At 53.5% G+C, this 25,329-nt stretch carries 28 protein-coding genes and 1 pseudogene; 22 read left to right on the forward strand and 7 right to left on the reverse strand.

Annotation, left to right across the window (positions count from 1 at the left end):
- Nucleotides 1-141: 141 nt before the first annotated feature.
- Nucleotides 142-1,701, reverse strand: a complete 1,560-nt coding sequence (locus AC07UY_RS18770) for a flagellin N-terminal helical domain-containing protein (protein WP_494701742.1) — start codon at nt 1,699-1,701, stop codon at nt 142-144.
- Nucleotides 1,702-1,961: 260 nt separating this feature from the next.
- On the opposite strand from AC07UY_RS18770, the gene fliD reads away from it, so the two are divergent.
- From fliD to amyA, 4 genes are all read left to right on the forward strand, one after another.
- On the forward strand, nt 1,962-3,368 hold the full coding sequence (fliD, locus tag AC07UY_RS18775; RefSeq protein WP_494701743.1) for a flagellar filament capping protein FliD: 1,407 nt from the start codon (nt 1,962-1,964) through the stop codon (nt 3,366-3,368).
- A 15-nt stretch (nt 3,369-3,383) separates the two neighbouring features.
- Nucleotides 3,384-3,791: a flagellar export chaperone FliS gene (fliS, locus tag AC07UY_RS18780; protein WP_162383270.1), complete on the forward strand. Its 408-nt coding sequence runs from the start codon at nt 3,384-3,386 to the stop codon at nt 3,789-3,791.
- Nucleotides 3,791-4,162 (forward strand): flagella biosynthesis regulatory protein FliT, encoded by a 372-nt coding sequence (fliT, locus tag AC07UY_RS18785; protein ID WP_203360843.1) that lies wholly within the window; start codon nt 3,791-3,793, stop codon nt 4,160-4,162. Before fliS ends, fliT begins: the two co-directional genes overlap by 1 nt.
- Before the next feature lie 68 nt (nt 4,163-4,230).
- The gene (amyA, locus tag AC07UY_RS18790; protein WP_494701744.1) at nt 4,231-5,718 is read left to right on the forward strand and encodes an alpha-amylase; all 1,488 of its coding nucleotides are present in this window, start codon (nt 4,231-4,233) and stop codon (nt 5,716-5,718) included.
- Between the two features lie 40 nt (nt 5,719-5,758).
- Here the strand turns inward: amyA and yedD are convergent, their stop codons facing one another.
- Nucleotides 5,759-6,172 carry a lipoprotein YedD gene (gene yedD, locus AC07UY_RS18795; protein WP_494701762.1) on the reverse strand — a complete coding sequence of 138 codons (414 nt, stop codon included), beginning with the start codon at nt 6,170-6,172 and terminating at the stop codon, nt 5,759-5,761.
- Nucleotides 6,173-6,356: 184 nt separating this feature from the next.
- Between yedD and yedE the strand changes: the two genes are divergently transcribed.
- Together yedE and yedF are read left to right on the forward strand one after the other, a co-directional pair.
- Nucleotides 6,357-7,562: a selenium metabolism membrane protein YedE/FdhT gene (gene yedE, locus AC07UY_RS18800; RefSeq protein ID WP_494701745.1), complete on the forward strand. Its 1,206-nt coding sequence runs from the start codon at nt 6,357-6,359 to the stop codon at nt 7,560-7,562.
- Complete coding sequence (yedF, locus tag AC07UY_RS18805) at nt 7,559-7,792, forward strand: sulfurtransferase-like selenium metabolism protein YedF (protein WP_192612583.1); 234 nt, start codon at nt 7,559-7,561, stop codon at nt 7,790-7,792. The genes yedE and yedF overlap by 4 nt, the downstream gene beginning before the upstream one ends.
- Before the next feature lie 47 nt (nt 7,793-7,839).
- Here the strand turns inward: yedF and AC07UY_RS18810 are convergent, their stop codons facing one another.
- From AC07UY_RS18810 to fliE, 3 genes are all read right to left on the reverse strand, one after another.
- A complete protein-coding gene (locus AC07UY_RS18810; RefSeq protein ID WP_494701746.1) occupies nt 7,840-8,541 on the reverse strand; it encodes a methyltransferase family protein in 702 nt (233 codons plus the stop codon).
- Entirely contained in the window at nt 8,538-9,260 is a 723-nt protein-coding gene (gene cmoA, locus AC07UY_RS18815; RefSeq protein ID WP_494701747.1) for a carboxy-S-adenosyl-L-methionine synthase CmoA, read from the reverse strand. The genes AC07UY_RS18810 and cmoA overlap by 4 nt, the downstream gene beginning before the upstream one ends.
- A 512-nt stretch (nt 9,261-9,772) precedes the next feature.
- Nucleotides 9,773-10,087: a flagellar hook-basal body complex protein FliE gene (gene fliE, locus AC07UY_RS18820; protein ID WP_494661171.1), complete on the reverse strand. Its 315-nt coding sequence runs from the start codon at nt 10,085-10,087 to the stop codon at nt 9,773-9,775.
- A 216-nt stretch (nt 10,088-10,303) separates the two neighbouring features.
- Between fliE and fliF the strand changes: the two genes are divergently transcribed.
- The 14 genes and pseudogenes from fliF (at nt 10,304) to rcsA (ending at nt 21,812) form a co-directional block, all read left to right on the forward strand.
- Nucleotides 10,304-11,977, forward strand: coding sequence for a flagellar basal-body MS-ring/collar protein FliF (fliF, locus tag AC07UY_RS18825; protein WP_494701748.1), 1,674 nt, complete (start codon nt 10,304-10,306; stop codon nt 11,975-11,977).
- Nucleotides 11,970-12,968, forward strand: coding sequence for a flagellar motor switch protein FliG (fliG, locus tag AC07UY_RS18830; RefSeq protein WP_494701749.1), 999 nt, complete (start codon nt 11,970-11,972; stop codon nt 12,966-12,968). Before fliF ends, fliG begins: the two co-directional genes overlap by 8 nt.
- Nucleotides 12,961-13,671: a flagellar assembly protein FliH gene (fliH, locus tag AC07UY_RS18835; protein WP_203360834.1), complete on the forward strand. Its 711-nt coding sequence runs from the start codon at nt 12,961-12,963 to the stop codon at nt 13,669-13,671. The genes fliG and fliH overlap by 8 nt, the downstream gene beginning before the upstream one ends.
- Entirely contained in the window at nt 13,671-15,041 is a 1,371-nt protein-coding gene (fliI, locus tag AC07UY_RS18840; protein ID WP_494661173.1) for a flagellar protein export ATPase FliI, read from the forward strand. Before fliH ends, fliI begins: the two co-directional genes overlap by 1 nt.
- Before the next feature lie 21 nt (nt 15,042-15,062).
- Nucleotides 15,063-15,506, forward strand: a complete 444-nt coding sequence (gene fliJ / locus AC07UY_RS18845) for a flagellar export protein FliJ (protein WP_192612591.1) — start codon at nt 15,063-15,065, stop codon at nt 15,504-15,506.
- Nucleotides 15,503-16,720, forward strand: coding sequence for a flagellar hook length control protein FliK (fliK, locus tag AC07UY_RS18850; protein ID WP_494701750.1), 1,218 nt, complete (start codon nt 15,503-15,505; stop codon nt 16,718-16,720). The genes fliJ and fliK overlap by 4 nt, the downstream gene beginning before the upstream one ends.
- 104 nt (nt 16,721-16,824) lie before the next feature.
- Nucleotides 16,825-17,292, forward strand: a complete 468-nt coding sequence (fliL, locus tag AC07UY_RS18855; protein WP_494701751.1) for a flagellar basal body-associated protein FliL — start codon at nt 16,825-16,827, stop codon at nt 17,290-17,292.
- A 4-nt stretch (nt 17,293-17,296) separates the two neighbouring features.
- Nucleotides 17,297-18,301, forward strand: coding sequence for a flagellar motor switch protein FliM (gene fliM, locus AC07UY_RS18860; RefSeq protein ID WP_494661176.1), 1,005 nt, complete (start codon nt 17,297-17,299; stop codon nt 18,299-18,301).
- Complete coding sequence (gene fliN, locus AC07UY_RS18865; RefSeq protein ID WP_192612595.1) at nt 18,298-18,711, forward strand: flagellar motor switch protein FliN; 414 nt, start codon at nt 18,298-18,300, stop codon at nt 18,709-18,711. The genes fliM and fliN overlap by 4 nt, the downstream gene beginning before the upstream one ends.
- Nucleotides 18,711-19,088 (forward strand): flagellar biosynthetic protein FliO, encoded by a 378-nt coding sequence (gene fliO, locus AC07UY_RS18870; protein ID WP_494661191.1) that lies wholly within the window; start codon nt 18,711-18,713, stop codon nt 19,086-19,088. Before fliN ends, fliO begins: the two co-directional genes overlap by 1 nt.
- Complete coding sequence (gene fliP, locus AC07UY_RS18875) at nt 19,088-19,825, forward strand: flagellar type III secretion system pore protein FliP (protein ID WP_494701752.1); 738 nt, start codon at nt 19,088-19,090, stop codon at nt 19,823-19,825. Before fliO ends, fliP begins: the two co-directional genes overlap by 1 nt.
- 8 nt (nt 19,826-19,833) lie before the next feature.
- Entirely contained in the window at nt 19,834-20,103 is a 270-nt protein-coding gene (fliQ, locus tag AC07UY_RS18880) for a flagellar biosynthesis protein FliQ (protein ID WP_162383191.1), read from the forward strand.
- A gap of 8 nt (nt 20,104-20,111) precedes the next feature.
- Nucleotides 20,112-20,888 (forward strand): annotated as a pseudogene (gene fliR / locus AC07UY_RS18885) (flagellar biosynthetic protein FliR); the annotation flags it as partial.
- 300 nt (nt 20,889-21,188) lie between these two features.
- On the forward strand, nt 21,189-21,812 hold the full coding sequence (gene rcsA, locus AC07UY_RS18890; protein ID WP_203360828.1) for a transcriptional regulator RcsA: 624 nt from the start codon (nt 21,189-21,191) through the stop codon (nt 21,810-21,812).
- Nucleotides 21,813-21,869: 57 nt separating this feature from the next.
- Here rcsA and dsrB read toward each other — a convergent pair whose 3' ends face one another.
- Nucleotides 21,870-22,058, reverse strand: a complete 189-nt coding sequence (dsrB, locus tag AC07UY_RS18895) for a protein DsrB (RefSeq protein ID WP_176167543.1) — start codon at nt 22,056-22,058, stop codon at nt 21,870-21,872.
- Nucleotides 22,059-22,187: 129 nt separating this feature from the next.
- On the opposite strand from dsrB, the gene yodD reads away from it, so the two are divergent.
- Nucleotides 22,188-22,415, forward strand: coding sequence for a YodD family peroxide/acid resistance protein (yodD, locus tag AC07UY_RS18900; protein ID WP_494661178.1), 228 nt, complete (start codon nt 22,188-22,190; stop codon nt 22,413-22,415).
- Nucleotides 22,416-22,726: 311 nt separating this feature from the next.
- A complete protein-coding gene (locus tag AC07UY_RS18905) occupies nt 22,727-23,542 on the forward strand; it encodes a mannosyl-3-phosphoglycerate phosphatase-related protein (RefSeq protein ID WP_494701753.1) in 816 nt (271 codons plus the stop codon).
- Here the strand turns inward: AC07UY_RS18905 and dgcQ are convergent.
- Nucleotides 23,521-25,233, reverse strand: a complete 1,713-nt coding sequence (gene dgcQ / locus AC07UY_RS18910; RefSeq protein WP_494661180.1) for a cellulose biosynthesis regulator diguanylate cyclase DgcQ — start codon at nt 25,231-25,233, stop codon at nt 23,521-23,523. The two genes, AC07UY_RS18905 and dgcQ, sit on opposite strands and share 22 nt — an antisense overlap.
- Between the last annotated feature and the right edge of the window lie 96 nt (nt 25,234-25,329).

Here is a 25,329-nt window from a genome sequence, read left to right on the forward strand (position 1 = left end):
GAGTTATCGGCATGATTATCCGTTTCTGCAGGGGTTTTAATCGGATGAATAGTGGGTGAAATGAGGGGTTATTTGGGGGTTACGGGTAAATGACGGGCGTAAAAAACCCCGCCGAAGCGGGGTTTGCGCGAAAAGTGTGAATTAACGCAGCAGAGACAGAACGTTCTGCGGAACCTGGTTGGCCTGTGCCAGAACAGAGGTACCCGCCTGTTGCAGGATCTGTGCTTTGGACATGTTGGACACTTCAGTCGCGTAGTCAGCATCTTCGATACGGCTACGAGCAGAAGTCAGGTTGTTAACGGTGTTGCCGAGGTTGGTGATGGTAGAATCGAAACGGTTCTGTACCGCACCGAGGTCAGAACGCAGTGCGTCAACCTGTGCCAGCGCGCTGTCAATAACGGCCAGCGGATCTTCAGTGCTGGTGCTTGCTTTTGCAACGTCTTCGTTAACCAGTTTCGGGCTACCGTTGGTGCCGGTAGTGATGTACATGGTTTTCTTGTCAGTACCTGTACCATTGGTTACGTTGCCATCAACATCAACATCATAGGTAGCGCCGCTTGCTTTCAGGGTGCTGCCGGTTTTGGTTGCATTCGCGTTCTGCAGATCAGTGACCGTAGCGGCTTTGTTTGCGGTAGTTGCATTCGTCGTTAAAGCACCAGACTGGGAGGTATACAAATCAACGTCTGTTTTAACTACAGCATCTTTACCTGTTGCGTCAGTAGAAGAATCGACTGTGAAGGTAACCGTTTTGCCATCAACTTTCGCAGTAAATGTACCATTACCATTTTCTGGGTTAGTACCATCAACCGTTTTGGTAAATTCCATACCATCAAAGCTGAATTTGTCACCAACTTTAGCGCTGGCACCCAATGCAGCAAGACCAGATGCCTTCGCATCAGGAGCCGTGGAACCGGCCTTAATATATGAAGCAGACTTCGTGTTATCAACAGTAGCGGTATCGATCAGGCTTCCATCTGTAGCGCTTACATACAGTGCCTTACCATTATCCATAACATTCTGAGTTTTAACATCTACAGTAATGTTTTTAGATTCAGCAGAATAGTCTGCATCACCAGGTTTTTTGGTACCATCGCTAACCATTGCAGTGTAGTTATCAGTACCGGTCGCACCAAATTTGGAGATCAGGTCGCTGCCGGTCGCTTTCTGCGCGCCGTTCACACGGAAGTCAGCAACACCCAGGCTCTGGGTATCGATTTTTTTCAGATCGATATCGATGGTTTCGCCGTCGTTTGCGCCAACCTGGATTTTCAGGGTGTTGTCCTGAGCCAGGACTTTCACGCCGTTGAACTGAGTCTGACCGGATACGCGGTCGATTTCGCTCAAGCGCTGGGTGATTTCGTTCTGGATGGAGGTCAGGTCGCTGTCGGAGTTAGTACCGTTAGTTGCCTGAACTGTCAGTTCACGTACACGCTGCAGGTTGTTGTTGATTTCGTTCAGCGCGCCTTCGGTGGTCTGCGCAATGGAGATACCGTCGTTAGCGTTACGGGAAGCCTGAGTCAGACCTTTGATGTTAGAGGTGAAACGGTTAGCGATCGCCTGGCCAGCCGCATCGTCTTTCGCGCTGTTGATACGCAGACCGGAAGACAGACGCTCAATAGCGGAGCTCAGAGTAGACTGAGATTTGTTCAGGTTATTCTGGGTCAACAGCGACAGGCTGTTTGTATTAATGACTTGTGCCATGATCTTTTCCTTATCAATTACAACTTGATGTTTATTGGGCTGTTCTGTTGCCCACGGTTTCTTACCGTAACCCTTGTATCGGCACCTTAAATTCGAACTTTAGAAAATTTTTAATTTCTGCCCTCTTTTTTTTAGTCCACGAAATACCCTCTTTATTCACCATTATTCCGCGCATTATTTTCCTAAAACTATTATTAAACTTTGCCAACAGATTGCCGATAACGCGGTTAACTACTGTTTGCAATCACAAGGAATAAGGCATGGCTTCGATTTCATCACTGGGCGTCGGCTCAAATTTACCGCTGGATGCATTGTTGACGAACCTGACCACTGCAGAAAAAGGACGTTTAACGCCGATCACGCAACAGCAGAGCGCGAACACTGCGCGCCTGACGGCGTATGGCACGCTGAAAAGCGCGCTGGAAAAATTCCAGACCGCCAATACCACGCTGAATAATGCCGATCTGTTTAAGAGCACCACCGTGACCAGTAGCACCGAAGACCTGACCGCCACCACCACCGCAGGCGCAGCACCTGGCATCTACACCATCAGCGTCAATAAGCTGGCGCAGGCGCAATCGTTAAGTACCAGTATTGATATCAGTTCAACTAAAGATGCGCTGGGCGATACTTCCGCAGAAAGCCGCACCCTCAAAATTGAACAAAAAGGCCGCAAAGAGCCGCTGGAAATTAAACTCACGAAAGACCAGACCTCTTTGGAAGGTATTCGTGATGCGATTAACGATGCCGACAGCGGTGTTTCCGCGAGCATCGTTAAAGTAAAAGAAGGCGATTATCAACTGGTGCTGACGTCCGACACCGGTACCGAGAATCAAATGACCGTTTCCGTGGAAGGCGACAGCAAGCTTAACGATTTGCTGGCCTACGACAGCACAACGGGCACCGGCAATATGAAACAGCTGGTCAGCGCGCAGAATGCGCAATTGACCGTTAACGGTATTGATATTGAACGCCCGAGCAACACCATCACCGATGCGCCGCAGGGCGTCACGCTCAATCTGACCAAAGAGGTGACTGACGCACGCCTTACCGTCACTAAAAGTAATGATAAAGCGACAGAAGCGATTAAAGGTTGGGTGGATGCGTACAACTCGCTGATGGATACCTTTACCTCCCTGACGAAATACACCGAAGTGGACCCGGGCACGGAAGCGCAGGATCAGAGCAACGGTGCGCTGATTGGCGACAGCGTGGTACGTACAATCCAGACCGGTATTCGCGCGCAGTTTACCAACAGCGGCAGCGACGGCCCGTTCAAAACCCTAAGTGAAATCGGCATTACCACTGACGGGACAACCGGCAAGCTGAAGATTGACGACGAGAAGCTGGATAAAGCGCTAAAAGAGAATACGACGGCAACGCGCCAGTTGCTGGTCGGTGACGGTAAAGAAACCGGTATTACCACCAAAATTGCCACCGAAGTGAAAGCCTACCTCGCCGATGACGGCATTATCGACAGCGCCGAGGACAGTATTAATGCGACATTGAAAAAGCTGACCAAACAGTATCTTGCGGTAAGCGCCAGTATCGACGACACCGTCGCCCGCTATAAGGCGCAGTTTACGCAGCTGGATACCATGATGAGCAAACTCAATGGCACAAGTAACTACCTGGGCCAGCAGTTTTCTGCCATGAGCAGCTCCTGATAACACGAGGTAACCATGTATACCGCCAGCGGTACAAAAGCCTATGCACAAATCGGCGTGGAAAGCGCCGTAATGAGTGCCAGCCCGCATCAGCTGATCGAAATGTTGTTTGACGGCGCCAACAGCGCCCTGGTGCGTGCGCGCTTGTTTATGCAACAGGGCGACACTGTCGCCAAAGGCGAAGCATTAAGCAAAGCCATCAACATTATCGATAATGGGCTTAAAGCCGGGCTGGATGAGGAGAACGGCGGTGACGTCGCCACCAATTTGTCGTCACTGTACGACTATATGATCCGCCGTTTGCTGCAAGCAAACTTACGTAATGACAGTCAGGCCATTGAAGAAGTGGAAGGGTTACTCGGCAATATTGCAGAAGCCTGGAAGCAGATCTCACCGAAAGTATCTTCCCAGGAGTCTCGTTAATGACCTTAGCCGTGGAGTTTATCAACCGTTGGCAGCGCATTGCGCTGCTCAGTCAATCGCTGCTGGAACTTGCGCAGCGGGGTGAATGGGATCTGTTACTGGAACAGGAAGTTTCCTATCTACAAAGCATTGAAACGGTTGTGGAAACACAAACTCCACCGGGGATTACGCGAAGTGTGCAGGAGCTGATTGCGGGCTATATCAAACAGACGCTGGATAACGAACAGCGTCTGAAAGTCCTGCTGCAACAGCGCCTGGATGAGCTGAGCAACCTGATCGGCCAGTCGACGCGCCAGCAATCGCTCAACCATGCCTATGGTCGTCTCTCAGGCATGCTGCTGGTTCCCGACGCCCCTGCCGCGCCACAATAAAATCCCGCTTAGTATCAATTATCTTCCATACTCCAGAAGTCGGCTAAACGACTTCTGGAGCACGGAAGATGAAAAACCCCACGTTATTGCAGTACTTCCACTGGTATTACCCTGAGGGCGGCAAGCTCTGGCTTGAACTGGCTGAACGCGCGGGCGGACTCAACGATATCGGGATCAATATGGTCTGGCTGCCCCCGGCCTACAAAGGCGCTTCTGGCGGTTATTCCGTGGGTTATGACTCCTACGACATGTTCGATCTCGGTGAGTTTGATCAAAAAGGTACTATTGCCACCAAATACGGCGACAAAGCCCAGCTTTTGGGCGCGATTGATGCGCTCAAGCACAATGACATTGCCGTCCTGCTGGATGTGGTGGTCAACCACAAAATGGGGGCGGATGAGAAAGAAGCCATCCGCGTACAGCGCGTCAACGAGCAGGACCGCACGCAGATTGATGACGAGATCATCGAATGTGAAGGCTGGACGCGCTACACCTTCCCTGCCCGCGCCGGTCAGTATTCGCAGTTCATCTGGGACTTCAAATGTTTTAGCGGCATCGACCATATCGAAAACCCCACCGAAGACGGCATTTTTAAAATCGTCAACGACTACACCGGCGAAGGCTGGAACGACCAGGTCGATGACGAACTGGGTAACTTCGACTATCTGATGGGCGAAAATATCGACTTTCGCAATCACGCGGTAACAGAAGAGATCAAATACTGGGCGCGCTGGGTGATGGAACAAACCCATTGCGATGGCTTCCGCCTGGACGCCGTCAAACACATTCCCGCCTGGTTTTACAAAGAGTGGATCGAGCACGTCCAGGAAGTAGCGCCAAAACCACTTTTTATCGTCGCGGAATACTGGTCCCATGAGGTGGACAAACTGCAAACCTATATCAACCAGGTTGACGGGAAAACCATGCTGTTCGACGCCCCTTTGCAGATGAAGTTTCACGAAGCGTCGCGTCAGGGGCGCGAGTACGACATGAGCCAGATTTTTACCGGAACGCTGGTCGAAGCCGATCCGTTTCACGCCGTGACGCTGGTCGCCAACCACGACACTCAGCCCTTACAGGCGCTGGAAGCCCCCGTCGAACCGTGGTTTAAGCCGCTGGCCTATGCGCTGATCCTGCTACGGGAAAACGGCGTACCGTCTGTTTTCTATCCCGACTTATACGGTGCCCACTATGAAGACGAGGGCGGCGACGGGGAAATTTACCCCATTGATATGCCGGTCATTGAACAACTCGATGAGCTGATTCTCGCCCGTCAGCGTTTCGCCCACGGCATCCAGACGCTCTGGTTTGATCACCCTAACTGTATCGCGTTCAGCCGTAGCGGAACCCAGGAAGACCCGGGATGTGTGGTGGTGCTCTCGAATGGCGACGATGGCGAGAAGACGATCACCTTAGGCGCGAATTACGGCAATAAAACCTGGCGTGATTTTCTTGGAAACCGCGAGGAAAGAGTGCTCACCGATGAAAACGGTGAAGCGACGTTTTACTGCAACGGGGGAAGCGTCAGCGTGTGGGTGATTGAAGAGGCCTTATAAAACACCACCCCGGCAGCACGATACCGCCGGGGTTTGCCTGTCAGGGCAACGGCGTCGCCAGGGGCGATTTTTGTAATTCCTCGGCGCACTCAGCGGTCGGACGATCCACGCGTTGCAGCGTCATGCCATCATACGTCAGCGTGCTCCCGGTACGTTCAATCGGGTAGATCTCACGTTTGCTCGTCACGTTGGTCAGCTCGCCCGAAAACATAGTCAGTTTACCCGGCACGGCAATCACACGCTGCCACTGGCGGCAATCCAGCGTATCGCCCTCTTTTGTCACCACCAGGCTGGCAATGGCTTCCGGGCTCATCATCTTGCGCTGCGGTCCCTTCGACTGCCAGTAGCCTTCCAGACCGGCTGGCGCTGGCGTCTTCACCACATCGTTATAATTTTCCACCTCGGCACACCCGGCAAGAACCAGTAGTGCACCAACGATTGCTAATTTTTTCATCATTCATCCTGCATGCGAAGAAAATGGGATTGTGGCATTAAAGCCCTGATGTCGCCAGCCTTTCCGGGAACACGGTGTACTTTGATCCCATCGGTATTACTTCTTTTTAGTCGTGGGAAAAAAATCTGTTCGGTGTACTATCCGCACTTCTTTATATTCCTTCTGAGTTCAGAGGCTAAAAAGTATGTCCTGGCACCACTTCAAACACACTTATCTGATTAAATTCTGGGCCCCGGCCCCTGCGGTCATCGCAGCAGGTATTCTCTCCACCTATTATTTCGGCATCACCGGCACCTTCTGGGCGGTGACGGGAGAATTTACCCGTTGGGGCGGTCAAGTCCTGCAACTGTTTGGCGTTCACGCCGAAGAGTGGGGTTACTACAAAATCATTCATCTGGAAGGCTCTCCCCTGACCCGCATCGACGGCATGATGATCCTCGGCATGTTCGGCGGCTGTTTTGCCGCAGCGCTGTGGGCCAACAACGTCAAATTGCGCATGCCCCGCAGCCGTATTCGCATCATGCAAGCAATTATAGGCGGAATCATCGCCGGCTTCGGTGCCCGCCTGGCAATGGGCTGTAACCTGGCCGCATTCTTCACCGGCATTCCGCAGTTTTCCCTGCACGCCTGGTTCTTTGCACTGGCCACGGCGATAGGTTCCTGGTTCGGTGCCCGATTCACCCTGCTGCCCATTTTTCGTATCCCGGTGAAAATGCAGAAAGTCTCTGCGGCTTCTCCGTTGACGCAAAAGCCGGATCAGGCGCGTCGCCGCTTCCGTCTGGGCATGCTGGTCTTTATCGGGATGATCGGATGGGCGCTGCTGACGGCAATGGATAAACCGAAACTGGGGCTGGCGATGCTGTTCGGCGTCGGATTCGGTCTGTTGATTGAACGCGCGCAAATCTGTTTCACCTCGGCGTTTCGCGATCTGTGGATCACCGGACGTACCCATATGGCGAAAGCGATCATCTTCGGTATGGCGGTCAGCGCCATCGGCATCTTCAGCTACGTGCAGTTAGGCGTAGAGGCGAAGATCATGTGGGCGGGTCCGAACGCAGTTATCGGTGGTCTACTGTTTGGCTTTGGCATCGTACTGGCAGGCGGTTGCGAAACCGGCTGGATGTACCGTGCGGTCGAAGGCCAGGTCCACTACTGGTGGGTCGGGTTAGGCAACGTGATAGGCTCTACCCTGCTGGCATATTACTGGGATGACTTCGCTCCCGCGCTGGCTACCAGCTGGGATAAAGTGAACTTACTCAACACCTTTGGTCCGTTGGGCGGATTGTTGGTCACTTACCTGCTGCTGTTTGCCGCCCTGATGCTGATCATTGGCTGGGAAAAACGTTTCTTCCGTCGTGCCGGGCTGACGCCTGCTAAGGAATCTGTATGAAAGAGATCGTACCGGATTATCGCCTCGATATGGTCGGCGAACCGTGTCCTTATCCGGCAGTTGCCACGCTGGAAGCCATGCCGCAACTGAAAAAAGGGGAAATACTGGAAGTGGTCAGCGATTGCCCGCAATCCATTAATAACATTCCATTAGATGCGCAAAATCACGGCTATACGGTGCTGGATATTCAGCAGGATGGCCCAACGATTCGTTATTTGATTCAGAAGTAACAACATTCTCCCGTTGCGCCGTGCAACGGGAGTCTCTCTATCGCCCGTCAGCGTGCAGAACTCGCACTGAGTTTCCCGGATTTTTTCAGCATGCGAACCCCTAAGCAGGCCAACAGCACGGTCAGCGCAAGCGCCCCTGAAATCATCCAGTCCTGCGGATCCGTGTTCAGCCCCCTGGCGCTCAGAGCCACCAGCATCAACAGGGTAATGCACAGCGTGCTGTATTCTTTCACGACCACCCGACGCCAGTGAAAAGAAAAGGTGCGCAGCGTCTGGGGCAACCCTGTCAGACGTGGCAACAAGCGCGGCGTCCGGGCGCAATACTGCCGATATGTTTCACCGAAACGCCCCTCAAGGTAGCGTTCTTCCGCAGCAATAATACAGGTGTACGCCAGGAAGAGGACTGGCATCGTGATAGTCAGATACCACAGGTTATTGGCCATCACGCCAAACCCAATGATTAACAAAAGATTACCCAGGTACAATGGATTGCGACAGTGCGCAAATAATCCGCTCTGCACCAGATTATCGGCATACACCTGGCGATTACGCCCCCCGCGCACAATGTAATCCAGCCCCACGGTCAGAATGCGTATTCCTTGTCCGGCCAACACAATCAGTCCGCCGATAACCAGCATCGCGGTGGGTGCGTCAACAGCGCGCGTATGACCCAGAAACAACGTTAAATATAAAAATGGAAACAACGTATTGCGGGTGCGAAATAGAAAATTACCAACCGATACCCTCATTTAATGGCCACCATTCCGCAGAAGTTATACCAGCGGAAAAATACCTCGACGCTACTAAATCCGGCATCGTACAACATTTGTCGATTTTCAGCTTCAGTAAAGGGGATGAGGACATTTTCCAGCGCTTCGCGTTTCTGGCTAATTTCCAGTTCGCTGTAGCCGTGGCGACGTTTCATGTTGTAGTAATAATTGATGTACTGACGATTAAGCTCCGGTGATTCACAAACCACTTTTTCGACCAGAATTAATGCGCCACCTGAATTCATTCCCTGACAAATTGAGGAGAGCAGCATTTTGCGGTGCAGAGGACGGACAAACATCAACGTCAAAAGCAGGGTCACCACGGAGGCGTTATTCAGCGCCGACATCTCTCTGAGGTCATGACAGAGAAAGCGCGCATCGCGGGAAGATCCCAGCTGCTCAAATTTATCCCGGCATTTGTCCAGCATCTCTGGCGAGTTATCAATCCCGGTAAAGGAGACGCTGTTCGGCAGCAGATTGTCCAGCAACGCCAGCGTAGTGCCAGTCGCACAGCCCAGGTCATACAGTTGGGTTCCCGGCACGGCATAGCTTGCCGCCATCTCCCCGGTCATTCGCTGGATCTCCTGATAAAATGGCACAGAGCGATCGACCATATTGTCAAACACACCCGCCACCTGGCCATCAAAGCAAAAATCGCCGGCCACTTTTTCTTCCGAAAACAATTTATCCAAATTCATAGTTATTCCGCTAAACAGAGGTATAGCCGCCCCGAAACAGACAGGGATGTAAATTCGTTTAGGATATGTTTAACGCGCTTATATTAAGATAACATTAGGAAGTAGGACTAAATCGAAAGTTCTAATTAATTTGAAAATAATAAACTTTACTTTGGCGTATTCCACAACATCACTAATACACGCCTCAAACTCACCTTTATCATTTTGTCTCTTTAGTAGCAAAATCATCACGCTTTACTCCATTGAGCTCATAAAAGAGACTTTACTTATTTTGATAATATTTCACCAAAGCATAACCTTAATGAATATTAAATAATAAAAGCATACGCTATACACGGGGAAAATTAATGCGGTGAATGCGAAATATCAAATTAAAGAATGACGTGGCATGACATCTCTGCAACCTGAAGAGGCGGAAGCGTCGGCATCAGTCCATCAAGACCGAACGACGCTACCGTTAGTGCGCTTAAAAACAATGTCACTGTAAAGAGAGGGATAATAGCGTCGCTGCGCTACACCTGCATACTCATCACTTCCTGATACGCCGACACCAGTTTGTTGCGCACCTGGATCCCCATCTGCATAGAGACGGATGCTTTTTGCATATCGGCCATCACATCGTTCAGCGCAATCCCGGGTTCACCCAGCGTGAATTTTTCTGCCTGCGTGCGGGCAGCTGTCGATGTATCACTGATACGATCCAACGCCGCATGTAACTGACCGGCAAAACTCACAGTCGACTGTGGGAGCGCATCTTGCGCTTTCGCGGACATCGCCGTTGCCTGTAACTGGCTAATGACCCCTTCAATCCCCTGTATTGCTGACATTCTGTTCCCCTGGATGATTTTTTACGCAGCAGAGATTAACAGCTTGTCAATAAGATAAAGGCGTTAAATAACGATAAAAAACCTCGGTTTTTGAGGCATAGAAAAATTCGAAACCGCAAATAATGAGACCGTCAATTTTTCGAGTTTGCTGACCCGGGAGTGAGTCTTGTTCCACTTTGCAAAAAACGCCGTCCACGATCAGTCACGAGGTGCGAGATGAGTGCGACTGCATCGACTGCAACCCTACCTAAACCTCTCGAGTGGCTTAACCGTCTACGCGCGAATCCCAGAATCCCCCTGATTGTGGCGGGAGCTGCCGCTATTGCCATTGTGGTTGCGATGGTGTTGTGGGCAAAAGCGCCCGATTACCGCACGCTGTTCAGCAATCTGTCCGATCAGGATGGCGGCGCTATCGTCACGCAACTGACCCAGATGAACATCCCCTACCGTTTTACGGAAGGCAGCGGTGCGATTGAAGTTCCCGCCGATAAAGTGCATGAACTGCGTCTGCGCCTGGCTCAGCAAGGATTACCGAAAGGTGGTTCTGTCGGCTTCGAGCTGCTGGACCAGGAGAAGTTCGGTATCAGCCAGTTTAGCGAGCAGGTCAACTATCAACGTGCTCTGGAGGGCGAACTGGCCCGGACCATCGAAACGCTGGGACCGGTGAAACACGCGCGCGTTCATCTTGCGATGCCTAAGCCATCGCTGTTTGTGCGCGAACAGAAATCCCCGTCGGCCTCCGTCACGGTAAATCTGGAGCCGGGACGCGCGCTGGATGAAGGGCAAATTAGCGCCGTGGTGCATCTGGTTTCCAGTGCCGTCGCTGGTCTGCCGCCAGGGAATGTCACGCTGGTCGATCAGGCGGGTCATCTGTTAACCCAGTCAAATACCAGCAGCCGCGATCTCAACGACGCACAGCTGAAATACGCCAGCGATGTGGAAGGCCGCGTGCAGCGCCGTATCGAATCGATCCTCGCGCCTATCGTCGGTAACGGCAACGTACATGCGCAGGTCACGGCACAACTGGACTTCGCCAACAAAGAGCAGACGGAAGAACAGTACCGTCCGAATGGCGATGATTCGCAAGCGGTGCTGCGTTCGCGCCAGCTTAACCTCAGTGAGCAGGTCGGTTCCGGGTATCCCGGCGGCGTTCCAGGCGCACTGTCTAATCAGCCGGCGCCAGCCAACTCAGGGCCGATCAGCACACCACCTGCCAATCCGCAAAATGGTCAAAACGCCCAGCAGACCAGCAATAGCAGCTCGGCAGGGCCGCGCAGTACGCAGCGTAACGAAACCAGCAACTATGAAGTAGACCGTACCATTCGCCACACGAAGATGAACGTCGGTGATGTCCAGCGTCTCTCAGTGGCGGTGGTGGTCAACTATAAAACGTTGCCCGACGGTAAGCCGTTACCGCTGACAGCCGATCAGATGAAACAGATTGAGGCGTTAACCCGTGAAGCGATGGGATTCTCCGACAAGCGCGGCGATACGCTGAATGTAGTGAACTCGCCGTTTAGCGCGACGGATGAAAACGCGGGTGAACTGCCATTCTGGAAACAGCAGGCCTTTATCGAACAACTGATCTCTGGCGGTCGCTGGCTGTTGGTGCTGTTGGTTGCCTGGATCCTGTGGCGTAAAGCGGTGCGTCCGCAACTGACCCGCCGTGCTGAAGAAGCGAAAGCGGCGCAGGAACAGGCGCAAGTTCGTCAGGAAACCGAAGAAGCGGTCGAGGTTCGCCTCAGCAAAGACGAGCAAACGCAGCAGCGTCGGGCGAATCAACGTCTGGGCGCCGAAGTGATGAGCCAGCGTATTCGCGAAATGTCAGACAACGATCCGCGCGTCGTGGCGCTGGTCATTCGCCAGTGGATGAATAACGATCATGAGTAATACCCTTTCCGGCACCGATAAAAGCGTCATTTTGCTGATGACCATTGGCGAGGATCGCGCGGCGGAGGTGTTCAAACACCTCTCCCAACGCGAGGTACAAACCCTGAGTGCGGCAATGGCGAATGTCCGCCAGATCTCCAACAAACAGCTGGCGGACGTACTGGCGGAGTTTGAGCAGGAAGCCGAACAGTTTGCGGCGCTGAATATCAATGCCAACGAATATCTGCGTTCGGTGCTGGTGAAAGCGCTGGGCGAAGAGCGTGCCGCCAGCCTGCTGGAAGACATTCTCGAAACCCGCGATACCGCCAGCGGCATTGAAACGCTCAACTTTATGGAGCCGCAAAGCGCCGCCGACCTCATCCGCGACGAACACCCGCAAATTATCGCTACCATTCTGGTGCACCTCAAACGCGGTCAGGCGGCGGACATTCTGGCGTTGTTCGACGAACGTCTGCGCCACGATGTGATGCTGCGTATCGCCACCTTCGGCGGCGTACAGCCTGCGGCATTAGCGGAGCTGACGGAAGTACTGAACGGCCTGCTCGACGGTCAGAATCTCAAGCGCAGCAAAATGGGCGGCGTGAGAACGGCGGCAGAAATCATCAACCTGATGAAAACCCAGCAGGAAGAAGCGGTTATTACTGCGGTACGCGAATTCGACGGCGAACTGGCGCAGAAAATTATCGACGAAATGTTCCTGTTCGAAAATCTGGTGGATGTCGACGACCGCAGCATCCAGCGTTTGCTGCAGGAAGTGGATTCCGAGTCGTTGCTGATCGCGCTGAAAGGTGCGGAGCAGCCGCTGCGCGAGAAGTTCCTGCGCAATATGTCGCAACGTGCGGCAGACATCCTGCGCGACGACCTCGCCAACCGTGGTCCGGTACGCCTGTCTCAGGTCGAGAACGAACAAAAAGCGATTCTGCTGATTGTGCGCCGTCTGGCGGAAACCGGCGAGATGGTAATTGGCAGCGGCGAGGATACCTATGTCTAACGAACTGCCGTGGAAGATCTGGACCCCGGACGATCTCGCCCCGCCGCTTGCAGAGTTTGTCCCTGCACAACAGGACGACGATGCGCTCTCTGCCGATGTCGAGGACGAACCCGCGCTGAGCGCCGAACAGCAGCTTGAGCAACAGCTGGCGCAGTTGAAAATCCAGGCCCATGAGCAGGGTTATAATGCCGGTCTGGCGGAAGGTCGAACGTCCGGCCACCAGCAGGGATATCAGGAAGGCATGGCGCAGGGTCTGGAACAGGGCCAGGCGCAGGCGCGTTCCCAGCAGGCGCCGATTCACGCCCGTATGCAGCAACTGGTCAGCGAGTTTCAGAACACGCTGGATGCGCTGGACAGCGTTATAGCTTCACGCCTGATGCAGATGGCGCTGGAAGCGGCGCGTCAGGTGATTGGTCAGACGCCGGTGGTGGATAATGCCGCGTTGATTAAGCAGATCCAACAGCTGTTACAACAGGAGCCGCTGTTCAGCGGTAAGCCTCAGTTGCGCGTTCATCCCGATGATTTACAACGCGTGGAAGAGATGCTCGGCGCAACTCTCAGTCTGCACGGCTGGCGTCTGCGCGGCGATCCCACTCTGCATCATGGCGGATGTAAAGTCTCTGCGGATGAAGGCGATCTTGACGCCAGCGTCGCCACGCGCTGGCAAGAACTCTGCCGTCTGGCAGCGCCCGGAGTCGTCTGATGACCACCCGCCTGACCCGCTGGCTGAACACGCTGGACAACTTCGAAGCCAAAATGACGCAACTGCCTGCGGTGCGTCGCTACGGTCGGCTGACCCGCGCCACCGGACTGGTGCTGGAGGCAACCGGACTGCAACTCCCGCTCGGCGCAACCTGCATTATTGAGCGCCAGGATGGGGCTGAAACCAACGAAGTCGAGTGCGAAGTTGTCGGCTTTAACGGCCAGCGTCTGTTTTTAATGCCGCTGGAAGAAGTCGAAGGCATTCTGCCGGGCGCCCGCGTTTATGCCAGAAATGGTCACGGCGACGGACTGCAAAGTGGTAAGCAATTGCCGCTGGGCCCGGCGCTGCTTGGGCGCGTACTGGACGGTGCTGGTAAGCCGCTGGACGGCCTCCCCTCCCCGGAAACCACCGAAACGGGCGCGCTCATTACCCCGCCATTTAACCCACTCCAGCGTACAGCGATTGAGCATGTGCTGGACACCGGCGTGCGTCCGATCAACGCCCTGTTAACCGTCGGCCGCGGTCAACGTATGGGACTATTTGCCGGTTCCGGGGTCGGGAAAAGCGTCCTGCTCGGCATGATGGCGCGCTATACCCGCGCAGACGTGATCGTCGTGGGTCTGATTGGCGAACGTGGCCGCGAAGTAAAAGATTTTATCGAAAATATTCTTGGCACCGACGGACGAGCGCGCTCAGTGGTGATCGCCGCGCCTGCGGATGTGTCGCCGCTGCTGCGGATGCAAGGGGCTGCCTACGCCACCCGTATCGCAGAGGATTTTCGCGATCGCGGACAGCACGTGCTGCTGATTATGGATTCATTAACCCGCTATGCGATGGCGCAGCGTGAAATCGCGCTGGCGATCGGTGAACCGCCCGCGACAAAAGGCTATCCCCCTTCCGTCTTTGCCAAATTGCCCGCGCTGGTCGAACGCGCCGGCAACGGTATTCACGGCGGTGGTTCCATCACCGCCTTTTATACCGTACTGACCGAAGGCGACGACCAGCAGGATCCGATTGCCGACTCCGCGCGCGCGATCCTTGATGGCCACATCGTGTTATCCCGCCGTCTTGCCGAGGCCGGGCACTATCCGGCCATTGATATAGAGGCGTCGATCAGTCGTGCAATGACTGCGCTCATTACCGAGAAACACTACGCGCGGGTACGCAATTTCAAACAGCTGCTGTCCAGCTTTCAGCGTAACCGCGACCTGGTCAGCGTTGGCGCCTATGCCAAAGGCAGCGATCCGATGCTGGATAAAGCCATTGCGTTGTGGCCCCAGCTCGAGGCGTTTCTGCAACAAGGTATTTTTGAACGGGCGGACTGGGAAGACTCCCTTCAGGCTCTGGATCTGATTTTCCCGACGGTGTGATAAAGCAGGAGGGCAAACGTCATGGCACAACACGGCGCACTGGCAACGCTGAAAGATTTGGCTGAAAAGGAGGTGGATGATGCCGCACTCCTGTTGGGTGAAATGCGGCGCGGATTTCAGCAGGCAGAAGAACAGCTGAAGATGCTGATCGATTATCAGCATGAATACCGCACCAACCTCAATACCGATATGGGACAAGGGATTGCCAGCAACCGTTGGATCAATTACCAGCAATTTATCCAGACCCTGGAAAAGGCCATAGAGCAGCATCGCCATCAACTCAACCAGTGGACGCAAAAAGTCGACGTTGCGTTGAATAGCTGGCGTGAAAAGCGACAGCGGCTACAGGCCTGGCAAACCTTACAAGACCGACAAACCGCGGCAGCCTTACTGGCTGAAAACCGCCTGGATCAGAAAAAGATGGATGAATTTGCTCAGCGTGCAGCCATGAGGAAACCTGAATGATCACATTGCCCCCACTGGTAACGACGGAGACAGACGTGACCGGCGGCTCAAAAGCCGGAACAACAGGCGACGCCGCGCAGGATTTCCTGGCGCTGCTGGCAGGCGCGTTAGGCGCGGACGACACGCCGGGGAAAGCTGTTTCGTTGCCGTTTGCCGACATACAAACTGCGGGTAACCCGCTGCAAAAAGGCGTGTTGTCTCAACATGGCGAGGTGTCTCCTGCCGAAAAACTGGCCGACCTGTTGGCGCGCCCGGATCTGGCAGCAGACGAAACCTTGACCACCTTGAGCGACGCGCAGCAGTGGCTTTCCACGCTCACGCCGACGATGAAAAACAGCGCGCTGACGGCACTGAACAAATCCGCGCAAGCGGACGAGAAAACTCCGCACCTCAGCGACGAAGACCTCGCCAATCTGAGCGCCTTGTTTGCCATGCTGCCCGGACAACAGAGCGTAACGCCAGTAGTCAGCAGCGCTGCGACCCAAAGCGGTGCCTCGCTGACCGCAACGTTGCGTGGCGAGACGCGTCAGACAGCTCAGGAGCTCGCCTTTACGTTCCCCTCTGACGAGGGGAAAAAAGGGAAGACGGATACCGCAATCCACAGCGCTGGCGCAGAGACCGGTCAGCCTCAGCCGTTGACGCCGCTGGTCGCCGCAGCCACCGCTAAAGCCGATCTCGAAAGCAGTCCTTCCCCGGTGACGCCGGGCCTGGCAATGACGGCGGTCAGCAGTCCGGCAGCACAGCCGCAGCCGCTTCCGACGGTTGCCGCGCCGGTGCTCAGCGCGCCGTTGGGCAGCCATGAATGGCAGCAATCGCTTAGCCAGCACATTACGTTGTTCACCCGTCAGGGGCAGCAGAGTGCCGAACTGCGCCTGCACCCGGAAGATCTGGGTCAGGTGCAAATCTCGCTGAAGCTTGATGACAACCAGGCGCACTTGCAGATGGTGTCGGCGCATAGCCACGTCCGCGCCGCGCTGGAGGCGGCATTACCGGTCTTACGTACACAGCTGGCGGAAAGCGGAATCCAACTGGGTCAAAGCAGTATCAGTAGCGAAAGCTTTAGCGGGCAGCAGCAGGCACCGTCCCAGCAACAACAGACCGCCCGGTCGCAGGGGCAAGAGTCCCCGCTCGCCGACGATGACGGCAATCTGGCCGTACCGGCCTCATTGCAGAACGCGTCCCGCGGCAATGGCGCGGTGGATATCTTCGCCTAACGCCAGAGGTAGCATGATTATCCGTGTCTTTTCCACGCTTTGACGGGAACAGGACACGGGATAATCAGCCAATAAGCTGTACCGAAACAGGAAGCCCGTATCAGATGACTGACTCCGCGATGAACAGAAAGAGCAAACGCTCTATTTGGATCCCTTTGCTGGTGCTAATTACCCTCGCCGCCTGCGCGACCGCGGGCTATAGCTACTGGCGTATGCAGACGCATCCGTCTGTCAGCGCAGCCGCACAACCGACTCCGCCAGCCGCCCCCGTGTTTTTCGCGCTGGATACGTTTACCGTCAATCTGGGCGATGCGGATCGCGTGCTGTATATCGGCGTGACGCTACGACTGAAAGATGAAGTGACCCGCTCGCGCCTCAGTGAATATCTGCCTGAAGTGCGCAGCCGTTTGCTGTTGCTGTTTTCCCGTCAGGATGCCTCCGCGCTCTCTACGGAAGACGGCAAACAAAAACTGATTGACGCCATTAAAGAGACGCTCTCTACTCCGCTCGTTGCTGGACAACCGAAACAGGAAGTCACCGACGTTCTTTATACAGCTTTTATTCTGCGGTAAAGACATGGGCGATAGTATTCTTTCTCAGGCTGAAATCGATGCGCTGCTCAACGGCGACAGCGAGACCAAAGACGAACCGACGACGGGCATCGTAAGCGAAAACGATATTCGTCCCTATGATCCCAACACTCAGCGCCGCGTGGTACGTGAGCGTCTGCAAGCGCTGGAGATCATTAACGAACGTTTCGCACGCCAGTTCCGTATGGGGCTGTTTAACCTGCTGCGTCGCAGCCCGGATATCACCGTTGGCGCTATCCGTATTCAGCCGTACCACGAATTTGCGCGCAACTTACCGGTGCCGACGAACCTGAACCTGATCCACCTGAAACCGCTGCGCGGTACGGGTCTGGTGGTGTTCTCCCCGAGCCTGGTGTTTATTGCCGTGGATAACCTGTTCGGCGGCGACGGTCGTTTCCCGACCAAAGTTGAAGGTCGGGAATTTACGCACACCGAGCAGCGCGTCATCAACCGCATGCTGAAACTGGCGCTGGAAGGCTATAGCGACGCCTGGAAAGCCATTAATCCACTGGAAGTGGAGTATGTGCGTTCTGAGATGCAGGTGAAATTTACCAATATCACCACCTCTCCGAACGACATTGTGGTCAATACCCCTTTCCACGTTGAGATTGGCAACCTGACCGGCGAGTTCAATATCTGTCTCCCCTTCAGCATGATTGAACCGCTGCGGGAACTGCTGGTTAACCCACCGCTGGAAAACTCACGCCATGAGGATCAGAACTGGCGCGACAATCTTGTGCGTCAGGTTCAGCACTCAGAACTGGAGCTGGTAGCGAACTTTGCCGACGTTCCGCTGCGTCTTTCCCAGATATTGAAACTCAAACCCGGCGACGTACTGCCGATTGAAAAACCCGACCGCATTATTGCTCATGTGGACGGCGTACCTGTGCTGACCAGTCAATATGGCACCGTGAACGGTCAGTATGCGTTACGTGTAGAACATCTGATCAACCCGATTTTGAATTCGCTGAATGAGGAACAGCCCAAATGAGTGACATGAATAATCCGTCCGATGACAACAATGGCGCATTGGACGATCTGTGGGCTGACGCGTTAAACGAGCAAAAAACACCGACAGGCAAAAGTGCAGCCGATGCCGTGTTCCAGCAACTGGGCGGCGGCGATGTGAGCGGTACATTGCAGGATATCGACCTGATCATGGATATTCCGGTCAAACTGACGGTTGAACTGGGCCGTACCCGCATGACGATCAAAGAGCTGCTGCGTCTGACGCAAGGCTCCGTTGTCGCACTTGACGGTTTGGCCGGAGAGCCGCTGGATATTCTGATCAACGGCTATCTGATCGCGCAAGGTGAAGTCGTGGTGGTCGCCGACAAATACGGTGTACGCATCACTGACATCATTACGCCGTCTGAGCGTATGCGTCGCCTGAGCCGTTAATCATGAAAACCCAGGCCATTGTCTCACAACCTGCGGCCGTTCCCGGTTCGCCGCTTGCTCAGGTCAGCGGCGCATTGCTGGGGATTATTGTGCTGATACTGGCCGCCGCCTGGGTGATTAAACGCCTGGGGTTCGCGCCCAGGGGAAACAAGGCCCGCGGGCTTAACGTGTCTGCCAGCGCCTCGCTCGGCCCACGTGAACGGGTGGTGATTGTGGAGGTTGACGATGCGCGTTTAGTGCTTGGCGTCACGGCGTCCTCTGTCAATTTACTCCACACCCTGCCTGCCGCCGTAGGGTGTGCAGACGAAGAACCGGCCTCTCCTGCTGATTTTCAGGCCATGATGAAGAACTTGCTAAAGCGTCCCGGGAGATCCTGATGCGTCGTTTGTTATCCCTCACGCTCATGGGTGTATGGCTTTTCTCCCCCGCTGCACTTGCTCAGTTACCGGGCCTGGTCAGTCAGCCATTACCCGGCGGCGGACAAAGCTGGACGCTTCCCGTGCAAACGCTGGTGTTCATCACCTCGCTGACCTTCCTGCCCGCGATCCTGCTGATGATGACCAGTTTTACCCGCATCATCATTGTGTTTGGCCTGCTGCGTAACGCGCTGGGAACACCGTCTGCGCCGCCAAACCAGGTATTGCTAGGACTGGCGCTGTTCTTAACGTTTTTCATCATGTCGCCGGTGATTGATAAGATCTACGTCGATGCGTATCAGCCGTTCAGCGAAGAGAAGATTTCCATGCAGGAGGCGATGGAGAAAGGCGCGCAGCCGCTGCGCGAATTTATGCTACGCCAGACCCGCGAGGCTGACCTGGCGCTGTTTGCGCGTCTGGCAAATAGCGGGCCGCTACAAGGGCCGGAAGCGGTTCCGATGCGCATCCTGCTCCCGGCTTACGTCACCAGCGAGCTGAAAACCGCATTCCAGATCGGCTTTACCATATTCATTCCTTTTTTGATCATCGACCTGGTGATCGCCAGCGTGTTGATGGCGCTCGGGATGATGATGGTTCCCCCTGCCACCATTGCGTTGCCGTTCAAGCTGATGCTCTTTGTTCTGGTTGACGGTTGGCAACTGCTGGTTGGCTCACTCGCACAAAGCTTTTACAGCTAGGGGACGAAATGACGCCTGAATCGGTCATGATGATGGGCACCGAGGCGATGAAAGTCGCCCTCGCGCTCGCCGCCCCCCTCCTGCTTGTCGCTCTGGTCACGGGTCTGATTATCAGCATTTTGCAGGCAGCAACCCAGATCAACGAAATGACGCTGTCTTTCATTCCGAAAATTGTGGCGGTATTTATTGCCATTATCGTTGCCGGTCCGTGGATGCTTAACCTGTTGCTGGATTACGTGCGCACGTTATTCAACAATTTACCCTACATCATCGGGTAACACGCGCGATGTTGCAGGTAACGAGCGAACAGTGGCTATACTGGCTTAATCTGTATTTCTGGCCGCTGCTGCGCGTGCTGGCGCTCATTTCGACGGCACCGATACTCAGTGAGCGCGCGGTACCTAAACGGGTAAAGCTGGGACTGGGGATGATGATCACCTTTGTGATTGCCCCTTCGCTTCCCGCCACCGAGGTGCCAATTTTCTCCGCCAGCGCATTGTGGCTGGCGATGCAGCAAATCATGGTAGGCATAGCTCTGGGATTTACCATGCAATTTGCCTTTGCCGCCGTGCGTACCGCCGGTGAACTGATGGGATTACAGATGGGGCTTTCTTTCGCCACCTTTGTTGACCCTGCCAGCCACCTCAATATGCCCGTGCTTGCACGAATCATCGACATGCTCGCGATGCTGCTTTTCCTGACCTTTAACGGGCATTTATGGCTGATTTCGCTGCTGGTCGATACTTTTCATACCCTTCCTGTCGGCGACAACCCGGTTAACAGTAATGCGTTTCTGGCGCTCGCCCGGGCAGGCGGCATGATCTTCATCAACGGGCTTATGCTGGCCTTGCCGGTGATCACCGTGCTATTGACGCTCAACCTGGCGCTGGGGCTGTTAAATCGTATGGCACCGCAGTTGTCGATCTTTGTGATTGGTTTCCCATTAACATTAACCATCGGTATTTCGTTAATGGCTGCCCTCATGCCATTAATTGCGCCTTTTTGCGAACACTTATTCAGCGAAGTTTTCAATTTATTGGCTGATGTGGTGAGCGAACTTCCGCGAAATAAATAACCCACAGTATTTATCCTGTTTTGCTAAGGATTATCCGAAATTTAAATTTCAAAAACATCTACCAGGATATATCTGCCGCCTGTTATTTGTTTTTATCTCACTCACATAACGCAACATTTACTTTACTTTAAGATAATTCCAGGCAAATTATACGTAACTTTACGGGATAGTAAGTCCGCCTGAAAAATCGCAGAACTGTCATATTGAACCACTATTATTGTTCAGTTGGGTTACTAAAAGATATTCAGGTAAGGGGAATTATCGTTACGCATTGAGTGAGGGTATGCCATGTCAACGATTATTATGGATCTATGCAGTTACACCCGGCTAGGGTTAACCGGGTATCTGGTAAGCAGAGGGGTGAAGAAAAGGGAAATCAACGACATTGAAACCGTTGACGAACTCGCCATCGCTTGTGATTCACACCAGCCATCTGTGGTGTTTATTAATGAGGACTGTTTTATCCATGATCCATCTAACAGTCAGCAAATAAAGCAAATCATTAATCAACATCCCAATACGTTATTTATCGTTTTTATGGCAATTGCCAATGTGCATTTCGATGAGTATTTGGTAGTCAGAAAAAATTTATTGATCAGTTCTAAATCAATCAAGCCAGATTCACTGGATGATATCCTTGGCGATATTCTTAAAAAAGAGACAGATATTTCCGAAGGTGTTAATTTACCGACGTTATCTTTAAGCCGGACTGAATCCAGTATGTTACGCATGTGGATGGCCGGTCAGGGAACCATTCAGATTTCAGATCAAATGAATATCAAAGCGAAGACCGTGTCATCCCATAAGGGGAATATTAAACGAAAGATAAAAACGCATAATAAGCAGGTTATCTATCACGTGGTACGTCTGACAGATAATGTCACAAACGGTATTTTTGTTAACATGCGCTGAAGCATCCGGACTGGTGGGGTTGCCACCAGTCCGGGTAAAACGTGCTGACGTTACGCGTTACTCTGCTTTTTCCACAAAGATGCCATCCTGATGGCCCGATTCATTAAAGAACCAGATACCGAGCGGGTAGTCTTCCAGCGAAACCAGGTACATTGTGCCTTCACTAAACTCTTCTACCGCCAGTACCACGCCAGGCCGGCGAGGACCGCCGTCCGTTTTGACTGTCACCCGATCATTCACCTTCATCGTAATCCTCCTGTGGCTTTGTGCCAGTGTAGAACAATTTCGTTTTACTGGCAGTGTCTGCTCCGCGCGATTGCTGGTTTTCTCTACGGTCTATACTTATAAGTGCCACGGTTGAATGAGGTATCGAAGATGAAAACCGCGAAAGAGTTCAGCGATATGGCCAATCGCGATGTCACTATCGATGTTGACGCCCTGCTGGCGGCAATTAATGAAATCAGCGAGAGCGAAATTCATCGAAGCGAGAACGACCCTGATAGAGCCAGCGTCGATGGCCGTGATGACCATACATGGCATGAATTAGCCGACGCCTTCGAGCTCGATATTCATGACTTCAGCGTAACGGAAGTCAATCGCTGACTTTAGGCGAAAAAAATCCCGGTCCTGAGGACCGGGATCAAGCTTGCTTATGCAAGAAGCACTTGAAAATTCGTTACACCAGGAAATCTGATGTGCTCCAAACCTTATCTGCAATTTTTTTGCAAGACAAGCAAATATTTTTATCATGAATGATTATTCTTATTAATGATTGTGGCTGAATTGAGAAATCCCCTACGTACCGTCAGGGTATGCCGGGAGCGTTCCCTGTCTGGTAGTCTCTACAAAGGTATTGAGTTTTAAGATTTATCCTGGTCGTAAGGCTGTGGTCTTACAGGTGTCGAGGTATAAAAATGCTATCACTCCATAATCCCCTGCTGATTTTTACCGATCTGGATGGCACCTTACTGGATAGTCATACTTATGAATGGCAGCCTGCAGCGGACTGGCTGACCGCCCTGCGCGAACATCATATTCCGGTGATCCTGTGTAGCAGCAAAACCGCCGCAGAGATGTTGTATCTCCAAAAAACGCTGGATCTGCAAGGGTTACCGTTCATCGCGGAAAATGGCGCCGTCATTCAGTTAGACACCCACTGGCAGACCCACCCTGATTATCCTCGTCAAATCGCCGGTACATCCCATGCAGACATCAGCATCGTGCTGAACAAACTTCGCGACAAAGGGCGCTATAAATTTACGACATTCGACGATGTTGATGAGCTGGTCATTGCCGAATGGACCGGGCTTAGCCGCACCCAGTCGGCACTGACACGACTGCATGAAGCTTCCGTTTCGCTTATCTGGCGTGACAGTGACGAACGAATGGCGCAGTTTGCCGCAAAGCTCAACGAGCTTGGCCTGCAATTTCTTCACGGCGCGCGCTTTTGGCATGTACTGGATACTTCCGTTGGCAAAGATCTGGCGGCAAACTGGCTGACAGGTGAGTATCAGCGGCAATGGAAGAAACACCCTATCACCCTGGGTCTGGGAGATGGGCCGAATGATGCCCCGCTTCTGGATGTTATGGACTATGCGGTGATCGTAAAAGGACTAAACCGCGAAGGCGTCAGGTTAAAGGCGGATACCCCGCAACGGGTATACCATACGCAACAGGAAGGCCCGGAGGGCTGGCGCGAAGGGATGGATTATTTCATCGCCATGCTCTGATCGGCATCACTGGCGCACACGCGGTTACGTCCGGTCTGTTTGGCCCAGTAAAGCCGCTGGTCTGCCAGCGACTGTAGCTGTTCAATGTCATAATCGCCCGTTTCCTGCGAACTGCTGACGCCAAACGAGGCGCTAATCCAGATAGTGGTGCTGTTCGCGACCAGGATCTCTTTGCCATTGATCCGACGGCGAATACGCTCCGCAATCCGCTCAGCCTGGGAGAGTGTTGCCCCCGGCAGAATAATGCAGAACTCCTCACCACCGACACGCCCGGCAAGATCATGTGCGCGCAGCGTTCCGCTGATTAATCCTGCCGCATGCGAAAGCACCCGATCGCCAGCCTGATGCCCAAAACGGTCATTCACACTCTTAAAGTGATCCAGATCGAGCTGAATCACCGAGAAAGGCTGTCTCCCCTCCAGGCTGCGTTTAGCCTGGATGCGCGCCTTTTCAAACAGTCCACCCCGGTTATACAGCCGGGTCAGGGTGTCATGCCAGGCCTGCCATTGCAGCGAGTTTTGCATCACAAACATGTTGCTGACCATATGCCGGATAACACCCCACGAAATCAGTAACATGCCCGTAAAAAGCACCCACAACAGGCCCAATGCGATACTGATACTGCCAAAGTCCCCTCTCAGCCCTTCCTTTAAGGTATGCACACGCACCAGCACGCCATCGAAATTGTCCAGTCGTTCCCAACTGATGTAGCGACTTCCTACATGCTTACCGCCTACGGTGTCTTTCGCAATGTCTTCGACGAGCATGGCTTGTTCACGCTCATCAAACACATTGACCTTGCGCTTCTCGGAGGTTGAGGTGGTCAGCAAACGGAGTTGGCTGTCGTAGAGTTGGTACTCACCTTCCACGTCTTTTACGATGGCGTCTTCCAGAAAACGCTTTATGGATAAAACAGGGATGTCCATGGCCAGCACGCCATACCAGTAGTTTTCATGATCCAACGGCACACTGACCGTGACCATTTGCTGCCCTTCACGGGCCGGGTTCGCCGGGGACGTAAACCAGCGGACGCCGCGCTGCGGATTCAGTCGTTGAGTCTGTTCCTTAAACCACGGCTGGGTCACATAGTCATAATAGCGGGTAAGAATATCCGCGCCGTGCGTGGTGGGTTGTGTTGCGACATAGAATCCAGAGCGCGAGACATACATCGCCTGATGTGCCATTGGGGCAGTTGAATGGGCCAGACGCATCAGATAACCGGCCTCCAGTGCGGCCGTCAGCTCATTCGCCAGATTCGCGTTATCACGGGTGAGCAGAATGCCCTGCTCGACAAGCGCATCAGAAACACCATTAAGCGACAGGGTGCGACGACGGTCGAGCTCTAACTGCCAGAAACGCTGCTTTCGCAGTTGCTCAAATTGGGTGACGGCGCCATGTAATATCGCAAAATCGAGCGGCGTAAGCAGCGCGTCATGCATACCGTTTCGCAAAAAAATCAGTTTATCGACATTGAATTGCAGTTGTCGGTCGAGGACGTTCGCGACGCTATCCAGGTGATTTTGCTGGCTGGAAATATAGGCGTCTTCAAGTACAACGACTTCACGCCAGGTGAGCAAGGTAGAGAAGATCATCACCGCCACAAAACAGAGATTTACGACGTGTCCTGGCCTGAAACGTCGAAGGGACCTTTTCAGCCAGCTCCTGCTTTCCATCGTTGTCTCGTGCGGCACTCTGACGACTCCCTGGTAGTTGAATGTCCTTATCCTGACATAACCCGGCCGCCATGTGTTGCATTACAACCGTATTTTTGTTTACTAAAAATAAAA

The organism is Citrobacter sp. GW821-FHT02E08, assembly GCF_059421685.1.